At 43.5% G+C, this 15,724-nt stretch carries 12 protein-coding genes; 5 read left to right on the top strand and 7 right to left on the bottom strand.

The window, feature by feature from the left end; genetic code table 11:
* Window positions 1-189: 189 nt before the first annotated feature.
* Entirely contained in the window at window positions 190-633 is a 444-nt protein-coding gene (gene tnpA / locus CJD36_RS11575; protein WP_105039333.1) for an IS200/IS605 family transposase, read from the top strand.
* Window positions 634-824: 191 nt separating this feature from the next.
* Entirely contained in the window at window positions 825-1,391 is a 567-nt protein-coding gene (gene purN / locus CJD36_RS11570) for a phosphoribosylglycinamide formyltransferase (protein ID WP_105039332.1), read from the top strand.
* Window positions 1,392-2,030: 639 nt separating this feature from the next.
* Here purN and CJD36_RS11565 read toward each other — a convergent pair.
* The 4 genes from CJD36_RS11565 to CJD36_RS11550 form a co-directional block, all read right to left on the bottom strand.
* Window positions 2,031-2,420 (bottom strand): hypothetical protein, encoded by a 390-nt coding sequence (locus tag CJD36_RS11565; RefSeq protein ID WP_105039331.1) that lies wholly within the window; start codon window positions 2,418-2,420, stop codon window positions 2,031-2,033.
* A 210-nt stretch (window positions 2,421-2,630) separates the two neighbouring features.
* Window positions 2,631-3,131, bottom strand: coding sequence for a hypothetical protein (locus tag CJD36_RS11560; RefSeq protein WP_133162608.1), 501 nt, complete (start codon window positions 3,129-3,131; stop codon window positions 2,631-2,633).
* Window positions 3,132-3,359: 228 nt separating this feature from the next.
* Window positions 3,360-4,316, bottom strand: coding sequence for a glycosyltransferase family 2 protein (locus CJD36_RS11555; RefSeq protein ID WP_105039329.1), 957 nt, complete (start codon window positions 4,314-4,316; stop codon window positions 3,360-3,362).
* An 886-nt stretch (window positions 4,317-5,202) separates the two neighbouring features.
* Entirely contained in the window at window positions 5,203-6,171 is a 969-nt protein-coding gene (locus CJD36_RS11550) for a KpsF/GutQ family sugar-phosphate isomerase (protein ID WP_105039328.1), read from the bottom strand.
* 174 nt (window positions 6,172-6,345) lie between these two features.
* Between CJD36_RS11550 and CJD36_RS11545 the strand changes: the two genes are divergently transcribed.
* The 3 genes from CJD36_RS11545 to gltX all read left to right on the top strand — a co-directional run bounded on the left by CJD36_RS11545 (window position 6,346) and on the right by gltX (window position 9,903).
* Window positions 6,346-6,819: a hypothetical protein gene (locus CJD36_RS11545; RefSeq protein WP_105039327.1), complete on the top strand. Its 474-nt coding sequence runs from the start codon at window positions 6,346-6,348 to the stop codon at window positions 6,817-6,819.
* Complete coding sequence (locus tag CJD36_RS11540) at window positions 6,816-8,276, top strand: hypothetical protein (protein ID WP_105039326.1); 1,461 nt, start codon at window positions 6,816-6,818, stop codon at window positions 8,274-8,276. Before CJD36_RS11545 ends, CJD36_RS11540 begins: the two co-directional genes overlap by 4 nt.
* A gap of 106 nt (window positions 8,277-8,382) precedes the next feature.
* Entirely contained in the window at window positions 8,383-9,903 is a 1,521-nt protein-coding gene (gene gltX, locus CJD36_RS11535; protein ID WP_105039325.1) for a glutamate--tRNA ligase, read from the top strand.
* Between the two features lie 79 nt (window positions 9,904-9,982).
* Here the strand turns inward: gltX and CJD36_RS11530 are convergent, their stop codons facing one another.
* From CJD36_RS11530 to CJD36_RS11520, 3 genes are all read right to left on the bottom strand, one after another.
* Complete coding sequence (locus CJD36_RS11530; RefSeq protein ID WP_105039324.1) at window positions 9,983-11,779, bottom strand: choice-of-anchor Q domain-containing protein; 1,797 nt, start codon at window positions 11,777-11,779, stop codon at window positions 9,983-9,985.
* Between the two features lie 234 nt (window positions 11,780-12,013).
* Window positions 12,014-12,751 carry a GLPGLI family protein gene (locus tag CJD36_RS11525; RefSeq protein WP_161499288.1) on the bottom strand — a complete coding sequence of 246 codons (738 nt, stop codon included), beginning with the start codon at window positions 12,749-12,751 and terminating at the stop codon, window positions 12,014-12,016.
* A gap of 41 nt (window positions 12,752-12,792) precedes the next feature.
* Window positions 12,793-15,600, bottom strand: coding sequence for an outer membrane beta-barrel family protein (locus CJD36_RS11520; protein WP_105039322.1), 2,808 nt, complete (start codon window positions 15,598-15,600; stop codon window positions 12,793-12,795).
* Window positions 15,601-15,724: the final 124 nt, after the last annotated feature.

The raw sequence follows: 15,724 nt of genomic DNA, 5'->3' as shown, positions 1-15,724 counted from the left end.
TCCAAGCCCTGAAAGGCAATGTCGTTAAGTTAAGGATTACTTCAAAATGAATAGCTCTGAAAGAGCGTACTCAATAGCGTAGGGTGAAACCCTACGTATAAATTATCCTGCCACATAGCTCTGAAAGAGCGCCCTCCTACCACATCCAACCGCTATTTTAATTATATTGATGGCTAAACAAAACCAACTATGGCACAATCGCTTGTCAATAACTATCTGCATATAATATTCAGCACAAAACACAGGCAACCATTAATACAGTCTCCTTACGATAATGATCTATACAACTACATAGGTGGTATTTGCAGGGATATGGAAAGTAACCCCATCAGGGTAGGCGGCCATCTTGACCATGTTCACATTCTATGCATGCTATCGAAAAAAGTGGCATTGTCAGACCTCATAAAAGGGATAAAGACCCGATCATCAAAATGGGCGAAAACCCACAGCGGAGAATTTTATTGGCAGGAAGGATACGGTGCATTCTCGGTAAATCCTACTCAGATAGATAAAGTAGTTGAGTACATAAATAGCCAGCATGAACATCACAGGGTTAAAACATTTCAGGATGAATATAGAGGCTTCCTGAAAAAATATAATGTGGAATATGATGAACGGTATGTATGGGATTAGTCACACCGCATACATAGGTTGAGGGCGCTCTTTCAGAGCTGTGTGTCACTTTTTTAAGACGTAGGGTTTCACCCTACGCTTTTGAATGCGCTCTTTCAGAGCTTGTTGCTGTTTCGCATTTCGTCTGTCAATGACATTGTCATACTTTTACTGCCGGGAAGGTTTTTAGTTTTCACTTTTTAGTTTTATCCATGCATTCAATAGTCATTTTCGCATCAGGAACAGGAACAAATGCACAAGCCATTATTGACCATTTCAAGCAGAATGGCAAGGCGCATGTATCGCTGATAGTGAGTAATAAGGCGGAGGCCGGTGTACTGGAAATAGCTAAGAGAGAACATATCCCTTTCCTTATAGTAGACCGCAACACATTCGGCCAGGCCATGATGCTGGAACAACTGACAGAGCTGAAACCTGACCTCATTGTCTTAGCAGGTTTCTTATGGAAGATACCGGTATCCGTTATCAATGCATTCCATGGGCGTATCATCAACATTCACCCTGCACTGTTGCCCAAGTATGGCGGCAAGGGCATGTATGGGCACCATGTACATGATGCTGTAGTTAAAAGCGGAGATAAGCAGTCCGGCATAACCATACACCATGTAGATGAGGTATATGATAATGGTGCAACTATAACACAGGCTTACTGCAATATATTACCATCAGACAGTGCCGGCGACGTGGCCGCACGCATTCATTTGCTGGAGCATTTTTATTATCCACGGACCATAGAGTTTTTACTGGAGCATTTGTAATACCGGTGGAACATCATAAAACGGCGAGGTTGTAATCGGCTGCGAACCTGACGGCTCGCATGTGTGTAGGGGTTGGGGGTTGCTACAAAGCGGTGACCGCCTACGGGGTCATGACATGTAAGGTGTTATTTTTGACGTTTAATTGGTATAGACTCTACAGGCGAAAACGTCATAGCGCAATGGAGCAATTGAAAAGTGGAAGTTTTTTCGTGTTTACGGAAGTTTTGTTTTGGGTTTTTTGGCTGTATGCCTTTATGGGTAATGGTTTCAGGGTGTTTTAACAAATTTCACAAAACTTCCACTTTCTTCCACTTTTTTCTACTTTCTTCTACTTTCTTCTGCATTTAGAGGGTCTTTGCGAGGAACGAAGCAATCTCGCATCGGGATGCTTGTACAGGTGCTGTACGGTTGTTGCAGGGTACAAACGAATGTCCGGTGTTGTTATCACCCCGGACATTCGACAACTGGCCCAGGGGCCGGTCGAATATCGTCCCCTCTTAAAATAAAAGGGGAGTTGTTGCTTACATAAAATAGGAAGTGGAAGTTTTTAACAAAAGTGGCAGTTTTGGTTCGGGTATTTGGGGTGTAATTGTTTGTGGGTAAGGGTTTCAGGTCGTTTTAGCAAATTGCCACTTTTTGCTACATGCTGCCACTTTTTGCTGCTACCTTTTTAGACAATCCCTGTATTTGTTTACCGCCATTTTGTTCATTGAGAGCGGTTATTTTGTGTTTTTCCGCCATTGGTGGTTTTTTTGCGTTTCCGGCAGTTTTTTTTGGGTAGTTTCCTATTAACGACTTTCCAGACAAGGGTTTTAGCCGATTTGTAAAACCGCCAGTTTCCGCAGTTTTCCGCAGTTTTTCTGCACTTTTCCGCAGTGTTTCCGCCAATTTGTGATTGAGGTTGGGATGCTCAGGTTGCATTTTGTGTCTGAAGCGAGACGCTTCAACCAGTGTTAGACTGTAGTTGGTGCAGGGCTGAAAATTTTCAGCCCCTACAATGTATGCAGGTGGATTGTGATAAGGGTTCATATGTCAAAGAGTTATCAGGAACTACTCCCGAATCGGGTGTAAATTAATATGGGTAAATGGATTTATAAAATAAAGATATTCACAAAATTTGCGAGAAAATCTTCGGCAATGCGCTGTGGGTAAGGGTTTGAGGTGGGTTATTTTGTGTGGATATGTTTTCCCCAAAGCGTTTAGGACAATGAAAAATGTGATGGAATTTGATTACCAACACTATTTCTGAATAAGCGACTTTGGATGAGCGGGTGCAAAGAATTTGGCCACCGAGATACCGAAGAAAGCAGTGGAGCTTGATGATGTTTCTCCGCTGAAATAATACTGCCCGAACATAATATTGATGTGTAGATTATCGGTAAATGAATACTCAATACCTGACGTGAACTCCAGCAGCATATTTTGTGATGCACCAAATACATAGCCTATACCGGGGGTAAAGGTGTTGACAAATTTACCAACCTGGAAGACATTCAGATTGGGGCGTAGTTCCATGTAGAAAGTGGTGTCTTTACCAACTGTCTTACCACAGCCGGTTTTACCCAGGGCCAACGCGGTGCTGAACACATCCCACTGCCGGCCAATTTCTATTGTGGGACTAAATTTCTGAGCGATATTCCCCAGACCAGTGGTTATACACGGTGTAAGCGCCACAAAGGTTTGGGCATGAACAAAAAGTGGCAACAAACACAAGAGAAAAGCACGAAAAATCAGCTTCATATTGATTACAATTTTTGGGCCAAGCATTTGAAACAGTTGTGTTTGTTGGTCCTCACTACATCAGCTAAGCTCGTAACCTTGCGGTTAATCCAATAAGGCGTCAGTGTTTTGTTACGTACTCAAAGAGAGCCGGCCCGATAGCTGTTGGTCAGAAGACAGAATAGCGGCAAAAAAGAGCCGACACGCTCGGCATCATCCTCTTTTAAATTTCCACTTTTAAATTTTGACTTAATTTTCCCAGCCTATTTTTTCGTCCATCAGGTATACGTTCCTATCGGCAGCATTGCGAGTGATGAGTTCTGCTATAAAACCTGTAAGGAAGAAAAGGGTACCCATCATCATGGCCAGTAGGGAAAGATAAAATGCGGGCTTGTTGGTAATGCCAAAATCAGCTCCCAGCCTTATCTTATCTATAATAAGTGATGCTGTAAAGAAAAACCCTAACAGAAAGGTAAATGAACCCAGGGCACCAAACAGGTGCATAGGCTTCTTACCAAAGCGACTTACAAATTGTATAGAAAGCAGATCGAGGAAGCCATTAATGAATCGCTCCCAACCAAACTTAGATGAACCGTATTTACGTGGCCTGTGCTGCACTACCTTTTCACCGATCTTCTTGAAACCTGCGTACTTAGCCAGTACAGGTATAAAGCGGTGCATCTCACCATATACTTCTATGCTCTTCACCACCTTGCGCTTGTAAGACTTAAGGCCGCAGTTCATATCATGCAGCTTTATGCCGGTAAGGCGGCGGTTTACACCATTGTATAGTTTTGAAGGAAGATTTTTGGTAACAGCATTATCGTAGCGCACCTTTTTCCAGCCGCTTACCAGGTCATAACCATCGGTCATGATCATGCTGTAGAGCTCGGGTATTTCATCGGGGCTGTCCTGCAGGTCGGCATCCATGGTGATGACCACATTGCCCATGGCTGCTTTAAAGCCTTCATGTAGCGCAGGGCTCTTGCCGTAGTTACGCTGAAATTTGATGCCTTTTACTGATTGGTGATCCCTTGCCAGCTCCTCAACAACCTTCCAGCTATCGTCGGTGCTGCCATCATCTATCATGATGATCTCATGCGATAATTTATGCTCGGTACATACGCGTTCTATCCACTCCACCAACTCGGGAAGTGACTCTTCTTCGTTATATAAGGGTATGACAACAGACAGGTCAAGGCTCATAGGGCGCAAAATACACGTTTTTTGTAATTGACAGGGAATTTAATCACCTTAATTAACCTCAAAATTTTGTTAGATTTTATAATATGGGGCGCAGTATATCATAGATTTCACGCAAAGAGCGCAAAGAAATGGGCGCGAAGTAGCTCAAAGGGATCTTGCAAGACGTAAGCCCCTGCCTACCGGCAGGCTTTTCAGGGCTTGTAACCAACAATTATAATTCGTTGCACTCAGTTTAATTTAATGATATTTCATGTTGTGGCAAGGCTAAAAGCAAACTTGCCTTCCGGTATGATGCGGAAGGCAAGTAAGTTTCAAATGATGTCAGCATAGGGGCAACAAACAAACAAAACATTTTTTGATGTTTCGCAATGGACAACCGGGGGATCAAACCCGGCATCCAATTCCCATTTCTGCCAATGATAGGTATTACAGGCATCGTAAATCATGGTGATAAGGACTAACCTTATGTACCGGTAAAAGTACTTTCAGGAAATATGCCTGGGTACATGAAAAATACCACACCAAAGAGGGTATTTTTCACGGGGTGGTTTTCACGGGTGGTTATGAAAGTTGCAGGAATGGGGATTTGTCTATGGACATCGCAGGTTGCTTCCGGAGTTGTTTCGCCCCTTCAGGAAATGTCATTAAGTTAAGAGAAAGTCGCTTATACAGACATGCGATACCTTCGGCATCGGAACCATATACAATCTTGCTTTGCTATAGACATATGATACCTTCGGCATCATTACATGTAATTCTGATTGTTAACCAAATGACATTGACCTGAAGGTGACGGCAACTGATCTATTGTGTGACACATATACTGAAGTTTGCCGTAGCAGTCGCCGTGGATATCAGGATGCATAAAATTATTTCACATAATGAATTAAATTATCCCCTCGCGCACAAGATCGTGGATGTGCAGGATACCGGCATATTTTCCGTCTTTGGTTACTATCAACTGGCTGATGTCGTGCTTGCGCATAAGGGCGAGTGCTTCTGTAGCCAGCTCACCGCCATCAATAGACTTTGCACCGGCAGAGAGAATGTCAGCAGCTTTTAATTGTGCGGGGTTGTCGTATTTCTCTAGCATGCGGCGCAGGTCGCCATCGGTGATGATGCCTTTTAGTTGGCCATCTTCATCAATAACCGCAGTTGCCCCCAGGCGCTTGCCGGAGATCTCATAGATTACCTCACGGAGCGAGCTTGATGGACTGACCACGGGTTTTTCATTGGCGTCGCTCATGTCTGATACGCGCAGGTAAAGGCGCTTACCCAATGCACCACCGGGGTGGTAGCGGGCAAAGTCTTTATCTGTAAAGCCTTTCAGGTTGAGCAGGCATACGGCCAGGGCATCGCCCATTACCATCTGTGCGGTAGTGCTGGTAGTGGGGGCGAGGTTATTAGGGCAGGCTTCTTTTTCAACGGTAGTATTGAGAAATATATCGCACTGCTTTGCCAGAAAAGAATCTTCATTGCCACAGATAGAAATAACCGAGTTGCCAAAGTTTTTGATCAGCGGCACCAGTACTTTTATCTCGGGGCTGTTACCACTTTTGGAGATCACTATAGCTACGTCGTCTGGTTGTATCATACCCAGATCGCCATGAATGGCATCGGCAGCATGCATAAACAAAGAAGGTGTGCCTGTAGAATTGAAGGTGGCTACCATTTTCTGCGCTATTACCGCACTTTTACCAATACCGCTTACCACTACCCTGCCCTTAGCTTCATGTATAACACGCACCGCCTCAGCAAAAGAAGCATTGATATAATCAGCCAATTTACTTACCGACTCGGCTTCGAGTCTAATGGTTTCAAGGGCGCTGGCCAGTACAGAATCTACAGAAAACATGGTGCAAAGATAATGGCTTAATTGCTTAATGGCTCAATGGCTTAATGCCCCTGATGTGGAGACACCCGGGCAGGCAGCACATATGAGCATCAAAACAACCTGTTTTTTTAGCTATTTGCGGCAGGCTTTGCAAGGAATTTTGTATTATTGCCATTCAAGTATTAAAAAATACCGATGGGATTTAAACGGCTAATATTAATGGTAGCGTCTATATTGGGGATACTCATCATCTCTAAGACAGAAAGGGTTGAGCGGTGGCTGGACAGGTTTATTCTGAGCCCGTCTCTCAGCGACCAGATGGAGCGTACAGGCGTGGAAGAAAGAAAAGAGTATAGGTTTGGTAACCTATACGCGTTGGTGCAGTATGCCAAGAAGACCATGGATACCGTACATACGAAGAACAATGTAATATTATTACCTCCTAATGAATATATGAGATCAATAAAGAGTGGATTTGATTTTCCTGAGCCGCTCTCTTTCTACTATCATACAGGTGGCATAAAGGCCGTAATTACTACCAGCCCCAATGTAGAAGATGCCAACTGGACATTCATACCAAGAGGTGAGGGCAGTGTAGCACTAGTGCCAATAACAAAAGAAGAATTGCATAAATTACTGATCACCTACAAAAAGTACAACCCTATATGAATTTCGCCGGACTATTATTCTTGCTGATAACGCATTTTATTACCGGGAGAGGCGTGATTGAACTTTTCAAAGTGAAGCTTCCATTGCTGGTAATTATTCCGTTGTCATTTATTATGGGCGTGGGCATTGTGTCCTTCTTCCCGTTCATACTTGCATTATTGCACCTGCCTATCTCCAGAGAAGTGTTGGTTGGGGTAATACTGTCTGCAACTGTATTGGCATTTATTCCCCTGTTCAAGTATTTTAGGGGGTCCACCATGTCATTGTCTTTGCAGAGTGTGAAGTGGCCAAAGATCTATGAGCTGCCGTTCCTGTTTGTGTTCTTTTCATTGCTTTCACTAAGTGTATGGCGCTGCTTCTATTACGCGCCCAACCCACGAGATATGCTGGCGGGCCCTGAAGCCATTGCCGAATTTGCAGTAAGGGAAAAAACAATGGTCAACTCGATATTTTCAGTAGACCTGTCTACAACTAACAACCAGCTGAAACCTTTGTTCATAGCCAGTCTACAGGTTATTTACAAAATATTTGTACAGCCATTTGGCCAGACATGGTTGAGCATCATAGTGCTTAGTTTTATTACCCTTATTATCTCTATTCTTAAACAGAAGCTGCATCCTGTAATTGTAGGTTTTATAATGGTGTATTTCTTCGCCATGCCGGAAGTGTTCGGTTATACCTACCTGCTGCTATTTGATTACAGCAACATGATCTACTTCTTCTGCGGGTTCTATTTCCTTAGCTTGTACTTATCTGATCTGGAAAGGAAAAACTACTTCCTGCTGTCTATTCTATTCTTCTCCATAGCATCGTATGTCCGCTCTGAGACACCTATACTGATAGCGATGGCTACCCCACTCTTACTATTCTACTTCCTAAAGGATAAGATGGAAATGAAGAAGATAGTGATCAACACGGCTCTATTTCTAATATTCCCTTTTGCCGTGTACTACCTGGCAATTGGTGTATATGACAAATACTACCTACCGCAGCACTACGACGTGGCTACCGAGATCAACAAACACATAAGCGACGTGAGCATCTTCTTTAAGATAATGGGAGATATGTCTACAGAGCTTATATTTTCTGCCAACGGTGCGTTGTACTACGGTTACTTTGTACAATTGTTCGTACTGATCTTTGTTGTAGACCTTATATTTTATCGGAAGAATTCGTCGAGAGAAAAAATAATAGCGATCTATGGCATATGCGTTGTGTATGTTGGCCTGGTAGCATTGAGTTATATCTTCCCGCTGGTAGATCTAATGCATACCATTAAAAGGGGATTATTCAAGATGTTCCCGCTGATGCTGTTGTACTTCAGGAACAGTGGGCTACTGCTGAAGCTTACCGACATTTTGAATAAGTGGGAGTATGGCATAAAAGACGAGACACCACGGCCTAAGGTAGTGCCGGTGGGGAATAAGCCGCCAGTAAACATGAATAAGAAAAAATAGTTTTTAAAGCCATCCGCAAGGGTGGCTTTTTTGTGCGGGGGAAAGTCATGAGTGGGGAGCGAAGGGCGAGGGAAAAGAATAGAGCAACAAAAACTATCTTTGCAGTATGGAAAAAAGAGTAAGGGTAAGATTTGCACCAAGCCCTACGGGTGGATTGCACCTGGGTGGTGTGCGTACCGTATTGTATAATTACTTATATGCACGCGCTAATGGTGGCGACTTTGTGCTGCGTATTGAAGATACCGACCAGACACGCTTTGTAAAAGGCGCCGAAGAATATATACTGGACTGCCTGAAATGGTGTGGACTGATGCCGGATGAAAGCCCTGTAGTGGGTGGCCCTTATGCCCCTTACAGGCAGAGTGAGCGTAAAGAAATGTATAGGGAATATGCTATGCAACTGGTAGGCCAGGGACACGCGTATTATGCATTTGATACTACTGAAGAGCTGGAAGAAATGCGCCGAGTGCTGAAGACCGACGAACACTCATCGGTACAGTACGACCACAATACCCGCAAGCGTATGCGCAACTCACTTACTCTGTCGGCCGACGAGGTGAATGACCTGCTGAATAATGGTACGCCGCACGTTATACGCATACTGGTACCGGAGAATGAAACGATCGTATTCAATGATATGATACGTGGCAACATCATGTTTGAATCTAACCTGGTTGATGATAAGGTATTGCTGAAAGCAGATGGTATGCCTACTTATCACCTGGCAGTGGTTGTTGATGACTACCTCATGAAGATCACGCATGCCTTCAGGGGTGAAGAATGGCTGCCTAGTGCGCCTGTACACCTGCTGTTGTGGCAATACCTTGGCTGGATAGCCGACATGCCTCAATGGGCGCATTTACCACTGATACTAAAACCTGATGGTAATGGTAAGCTAAGCAAGCGCGATGGCGACAGGCTGGGCTTCCCGGTATTTGCAATGAACTGGTACGACCCGGCTAAGGATGAGACCACAATGGGTTTCAGAGAGATGGGCTTTATGCCACAGGCTTTTGTAAACATGCTGGCCATGCTGGGCTGGAACAGCGGCGAAGAAAAGGAGATCTATTCACTGGAAGAACTGGTGGATAAGTTCTCAATAGATCGTGTACATAAGGGTGGTGCCAAGTTCGACTTTGAAAAGGCCAAGTGGTTCAACAATCAATATATACAGCAGACCGATAATGAAACACTTGCCGACCTGGCAATGCCTTATATTGCAGCACAAGGTCAGAACCCATCGAAAGAGTTAATGATAAAAGTTATAGCGCTGGTAAAAGACCGCTGCACACTTCTTTCAGATTTCTGGGCACAGGGCAGCTTCTTCTTTACAACTCCTGAGACCATTGATGAGACATTGATAAGAGATGCCAAGTGGACTGAGAATAAGGAACTATTCTTTGCCGCATGGATGGACAAGCTCAATGAACTTGCCGACTGGACAGACGTAGCAATAGAACAAAGTGCAATAGAACTGTTGCCATCATTTACATTGAAGAAAGGCGACATTATGCTGCCGCTTCGTATAATGCTGGTAGGCGGCAAATTTGGCCCGGGTGTATATCACATAGCAGAGTTGATAGGCAAGGCGGAGACAATAGCCAGAATAAAGAGAGTGATAGGATAAGAGCCTGATCAATAAATTAATTATGAAAAATCCCCGTTCATATCGAGCGGGGATTTTTACGTTGGAATATGTCCAGGTCTTATTCAACAATTATCTTTTGCGTTTCACTAATTCCATTCTCATCACTCCACGTGGCTATATACAAGCCCCGAGGAATAGACTGCACATCAAGATAGATGAGTTTGCTGTTTACTTTCTCCTGTATTACGACTTTGCCTGTAATATCTCTCAATGTCATTACACCTGTTGCATCGGGGGTAGATATAAACAACAGATTATGGGCGGGATTGGGGTGCGCTTTAATACGGGATGCATTAATATTTCCAACAGCATTTACCACGATAGTTTGCTGATATTCGTAAGCCCCGATATCTACGTTTGTTCCAGAAATACGGGCATAGCCTGCATAATCAACAGCCCCCAGAGGAGCGCATAAGCTATCACCCTTATCAATGCAGGGAGAACTTGCAAGCAAGCTAAAGTCGGATGTGAGGGCACTTTCTGTAACGTTTGCATTTATTGTTGGCGCTACCATACCCGGCGAAGTGCCAATAACATTATTGCTAGTATCTCCCCAATTAGCAATGCCAAACATACCGATATGGAGGTTGGATTCAATTGACTTTTGCATCCAATTATTAGCATAAACAAGTGTATCCGCTGCCTCTACACGTACTAAAATTGTATCACCATCAGCCAGCGGAGCATTTTTATATAAGACATTGTTCTGAATATTTACCGTCCCATACCAGCCTACACCAGGGTTATTGAATACATAGATGTCGCCCTTCCAACCCTCGTTATTATTAATAATTTGGTTATTGAGCACATCTACATTGGCAAAGATTATATACACAGCAGCCCCTGCAAAACCGGTATAATTATTGGCAATGATATTATTCCTTACTGTGGTTTTACGCTGCAGGTTGCTACTGTCAGGGTTATCGCCTACACGCACTCCGCCACCGCCCTGCACCAGCCCACATGCCGCGCCTGTAAACGGCTTCAATACCCTGTTATTACAGATGTAATTGTGATTTATATCGGCAATAGATTCACTGACACCAATCGCTCCTTGCTCATACATGACATTATCATGTATTTTATTTCCTTCAATCAAAGCAATTGTATTGCTTGCGCCAATTGCATTACCAATACCGCTGTCCGCTGTTGAGCCATTATTATATATTTCATTGTCTTTAAAAATATAATTACCATAAACCAGGAAGCAGGCACTTACTCCCCTCCTCAGCGTATTATCATGCACTATGGTGTTTGTAATGTTCGCATCGCTCCAGCACATTAACAGCGCCCACGAACTTTGTATGTTATGAGAAAAAGTACAATTAGTTACCTCAAAAGTACCTGTGCCAGGAATGTAGTTGTTCAAGTCTACCAGTGAACCGATGTTATCATTTATCTTGTTGTTACTAAAGTTTGTATGGTCCATCGTAATAGGCTTTTCCATATGAAAACCTCCGTTTTTCATGTACTGCATATCACAATAGTTGAAGAATGTTGTATCTGTTGGCAACCCCGGGTAAATTGTTTCCATACCTCTCCATCCACCCACATACCCTGTATCTATGTACCAACCGGTGGTGTCTTGCACTGTAAAACTGATGTGTGCTGCTGCCGAACCGGATGCTTGTATATTACCATAGATGTATAGGAAATACGGACCCTGAAATACTATCTGCACACCCGGATCAATAGTGAGGATATCGCCGGAATTCACAACAATATCATTAAAAATACGGTACGGAGAGCCTGCGATAGTCCAGTGACCGGAAACACCACCTACTGTAATGTCGGTAGCTGCGGAAGAAGAGAAAGCCGTAATTGCGAAAAAAATAAGAATTCCGAGTTTTTTCATGATGATGCCATTTAGGTGTAAGTTAATAGTACTGTATTAGTAGGACGTATGATTTAATTGCTCCGTTAGTATTTCCTTTAAAGAAAATCATAGCATATATATATATATTCGTTTTGGTATTACGTTTACTAGCCGCCAAAATGCAAATAAAAAAGCCATCTGCAAATAACAGATGGCTCCTATTAATAACGGCGTGCTTTTGCCTTCACTAGTTTCATTTTTGACCTTTGAAGCTTACAGCACTGTCCACCACATATTGCGGGTGGCAGATTTGCCCCAGCTTTTGAAGCTTTCTTTTATTGTTTCCTGCATGGCATCCTGCGTTACTTTCTTGCCTTTTTCGGGGATAACGAAATCGGCGTCGGCAAGAGTCTTCTGTTCTACCTTAGTGGCTACCCATGTGGTGTGCAGGCGTGGTACGGCCAGTTCCAGTATCATACCCGGCAGGCCGCAAAACATTTCGGGACCACCCGTTACCGGCAGATCTTCGGCATAGAAGGCAACAACATATACACTGTCGCAGATGATGCTAACGGCCTTATGGCACTTGTAACCGGCTATCATTCTTATCTCATCTTTCTCCTTCCACTTCAACGTGCGAAGGGTGTCCTGAACAAGGAATTTCTGCTCATAGACTGTTTTCATAGACTTGACGTGTTTACCCGTAAGATCTGTATAGACAATGTTTTCAGTAGCAGGCCCGTTACCAAACATCTTTATGGGATTGGGTGATTCCCTGCCCGGCTTATAGCTGACACGGCCGGTATCGAACACCATATCGAAGTACGCGGAAGTGAACTTGGGCATCTGAGATTTGATCTTCTGAATCCACTCATTGTCCTCCATTTCTTCCATCTGGGCGTGTATGTTTATTTTACGCTCATACTCTATTTTACCTGATGTTATAAACTGTGCCTTTGCGCTCATGGCAGACAGTAAAACTATGTGGAGTATTATTAAAAGGCTTTTCATTTTTGTACTTTTTAAGCTGTTCACAGATTGCGGGATCATTATTATCGCTTGATCATCATTGGCCCTTGCGCGGCCGGTTGTGAACCGGTAGGTGTGTGCGTGAAATTCCAGATCAGGTTTAGCATACCATAACGGCGTATAGTGTTGTAGCTGTTCTGACTAATGGTATTACCATCTATGTTCCTGTTAAACCCAATGTTCTGATTGAGGATATCGAGTGCATTTAAACGTGCCTCAAGCTGGCCATTTTTCAGGAACTTCTTACCAACATATGCATTCCAGATAACCACGTTGTTGTTGGTGGTGAATACCTTCGTTTTTTCTCTGATAGTAACGTCTACATTAGTACCAATTTCAAACTTCTTAGGCAGCTGATAAGAACCCGACACCGAGCCCGAATATATTGCGTAGTGCGTATAGAAATCACCAACGGTTGACTTGCTCTCGTTGTAAGCAATAGAAGGGCTTACCCTGATCTCATACTTACCTTCTTTATCTGCGTTAAAATCGAGACCGAAACTCAATGAAGTATTATCACTTAAGTTGGCCTGACCATTTGTGAAATTGTGTATGCGGCTGAGGCTTGGATTGAAGTTGGCACCTATATAGGCTACTGTTTTAGGTATTTTGATACCGCCGCCCATGTAGGCATAGCCATTGTAGTTGCCGTCTACATTCACATACTGCGTAGTGTTCACACCATTTCCGTTAGTGATCTGCGCTGTGCTGATAGCATCGTTGGTAGTTGAGAAGGTGATACCACCATAAGTATACCTGCCTGTCAGCACCTTATAATCATTAAAGCGGATGTTGACCGTATTGTTGAATTCCTGCTTCAGGTTGGAGTTACCGATGGTGATATTGTATGGATCTGTGTTTTGACGCAACGGCTGTATCTGCGTAATTGTAGGCTGCGTAGTATTACCGTGATAATAGATGTTAAGGCTTGTCTGACGGCCAACCTTGTAGGTCAAAGATGCTGAAGGGAAAATGTTATTAAAATTCCTCTTCCTGCTATTGGCGCCGCTCAATATATCTTCCTGGTTATAGTCGGTATTGGCCACATCGCAACCTGCTGAAATGTTTATCTTTTTGAGATTATACTTCAGGTTAAGTCCGCCCCTGTTGGTAAGGATATTGAACTTATAGTTGCTGCTATACAGAGAATTGATCTGCTGTTCACCGTTGTCAGTAGAGAGGTTCTTAGACGTGCTGTTATCTATAGTTGTGGAATAGTTAACCTCGAGGAATACTGTCTTAGATAGCGGCTCGGTATATGTTGCCTTTGCAGAAAAGGCCAGGATGCTAGTGGCGTTGTCTTTTTTCTGGTTAGTAGTATCTATCGGGCTATTAATGGTAGTATTTGTTGTTGTGTCGAATCGGTAACCGCTTATATAAGAGGTAAGATTACCATTGCTGCTGGTCTGCTTCTGATTTTCTTTTACATCGACAGAGAGCGTGCGGCCCTTCTTTGCAAACTTTTTGCGCAGCAGAAGATCGGCATTAAAGAATTGCCCATCTGAATTACTGGTTATATTTCTTCTGTTGGTAGAGCCGCTATTCAATTCTGTATTAACGCCACTTGCCGTATATTCAGACAATGTCTTCATATTTTTTAGGCCACCCGACACATTCAGCTTAAGCGTGGTACTGGTATCTATCTTCCATTCAAAGAGCCCATCCACGCCATGCCTGTCGCCCTTACTGAACTGGTTCTTATTAGACCGCTGCTCAGAGAAATTATTCTTAGTAATGGATAATCCATTGATCTCCACATTCTGCATAGCGTAGCGATAGTTGGCAGAAACGTGTTCTTTGTTATCGTTCCACTTGTCGGCATAGTGCAGGCCGCCTGTCCATGTCTTGGGTAACCCCTCTCCGCTGTAGCTACCATCCCAACCTGCGAAATCGTCATCGCCACTGCCACTGGTGTACGTTGTCATAATACCACCATCTTCTGTAATTTCAGTAGTACCATTACCACTGCTGAATTTGTCATTATCTCTCCAACCAAGGCCCACCTTATCGGTATTAGATGCTATAGCAAAAGCTGAAACCTGGCGCTTGCTTTTAAATGCGTTGATCATAGCCTGGTTCTGGAAATAACCATCCGTTCCCCCACCTGCATCTACCTTGCCAAAGTAACCTTTTTTGTATTCTTCTTTCAGTTCCAGGTTAATGGTCTTGGTCTTCTGTCCATCGTCGATACCTGTAAATTCTGCCTGGTCGCTCTTCTTATCAAATACCTGCACCTTGTCTACGGCTTTAGCCTGCAGGCCCTTGGTAACTACCTTGGGGTCATCAGAGAAAAACTCTTCGCCATCTACCAATATCTTAGCTACGGTTTCGCCTTGTGCTACTATCTGCCCGTTTTTATCTACCTGTATACCGGGCAGTTTTTTAAGCAGGTCTTCTACGGTTGCATTCTCTTTTGTCTTAAAGCTGTCTGCCACATATTCGGTAGTGTCTCCCTTTATTTTTATAGCTGCTGTCTGTCGGGTAAGTACAAACTCTTTCAACAAATTCTCTTTGGAAACCATGGGTATAGTGCCGAGTTCTGTGATTGGTTTTGAGATAGTGATCGCATCTACATAGTCGGCAAAGCCGTGGTACATGGCCTTAACAATATACTTGCCGGGTTTGGTTGCATTGAGCTGCACGTTGCCGTCGTAGCCGGCTCTGCCATGGCTCTCTATTACAGAATCGGCCGCTCGTATCAATACGACCGATGACATGTATAGCGGCATATTATTGAGGGTATCTGTTACATTGCCTTTTACAATATACTGTGCATTGGTATAACCTGCCGAACATAGCAGTAATAGAATAATGGCGATGAACCTATTCATACGTAGAGAAATGAGTGAGTGTGTATAAAAAAGAGAATGTGAAGAACGGAAAAGAAACCTGTTTATTTATCCCCCTTTTGGCACAAAGGACATATTTTAACTAAGTTTTATAAAATATGACAAT

This window comes from Flavipsychrobacter stenotrophus (genome assembly GCF_002954265.1).
Classification (GTDB): domain Bacteria; phylum Bacteroidota; class Bacteroidia; order Chitinophagales; family Chitinophagaceae; genus Flavipsychrobacter; species Flavipsychrobacter stenotrophus.
Note: the sequence above shows the minus strand (reverse complement) of the source record. Positions and strands in the feature narration are given on the sequence as shown.

Bases quoted from the DNA above. Each gene is read 5' to 3' on its own strand.
- CJD36_RS11520 (WP_105039322.1), bottom strand. From the start codon at position 15,600: ATGAATAGGTTCATCGCCATTATTCTATTACTGCTATGTTCGGCAGGT.
- CJD36_RS11555 (WP_105039329.1), bottom strand. From the start codon at position 4,316: ATGAGCCTTGACCTGTCTGTTGTCATACCCTTATATAACGAAGAAGAG.
- CJD36_RS11550 (WP_105039328.1), bottom strand. From the start codon at position 6,171: ATGTTTTCTGTAGATTCTGTACTGGCCAGCGCCCTTGAAACCATTAGA.
- CJD36_RS11545 (WP_105039327.1), top strand. From the start codon at position 6,346: ATGGGATTTAAACGGCTAATATTAATGGTAGCGTCTATATTGGGGATA.
- CJD36_RS11525 (WP_161499288.1), bottom strand. From the start codon at position 12,751: ATGAAAAGCCTTTTAATAATACTCCACATAGTTTTACTGTCTGCCATG.
- tnpA (WP_105039333.1), top strand. From the start codon at position 190: ATGGCACAATCGCTTGTCAATAACTATCTGCATATAATATTCAGCACA.
- CJD36_RS11565 (WP_105039331.1), bottom strand. From the start codon at position 2,420: ATGAACCCTTATCACAATCCACCTGCATACATTGTAGGGGCTGAAAAT.
- purN (WP_105039332.1), top strand. From the start codon at position 825: ATGCATTCAATAGTCATTTTCGCATCAGGAACAGGAACAAATGCACAA.
- CJD36_RS11530 (WP_105039324.1), bottom strand. From the start codon at position 11,779: ATGAAAAAACTCGGAATTCTTATTTTTTTCGCAATTACGGCTTTCTCT.
- CJD36_RS11560 (WP_133162608.1), bottom strand. From the start codon at position 3,131: ATGAAGCTGATTTTTCGTGCTTTTCTCTTGTGTTTGTTGCCACTTTTT.
- CJD36_RS11540 (WP_105039326.1), top strand. From the start codon at position 6,816: ATGAATTTCGCCGGACTATTATTCTTGCTGATAACGCATTTTATTACC.
- gltX (WP_105039325.1), top strand. From the start codon at position 8,383: ATGGAAAAAAGAGTAAGGGTAAGATTTGCACCAAGCCCTACGGGTGGA.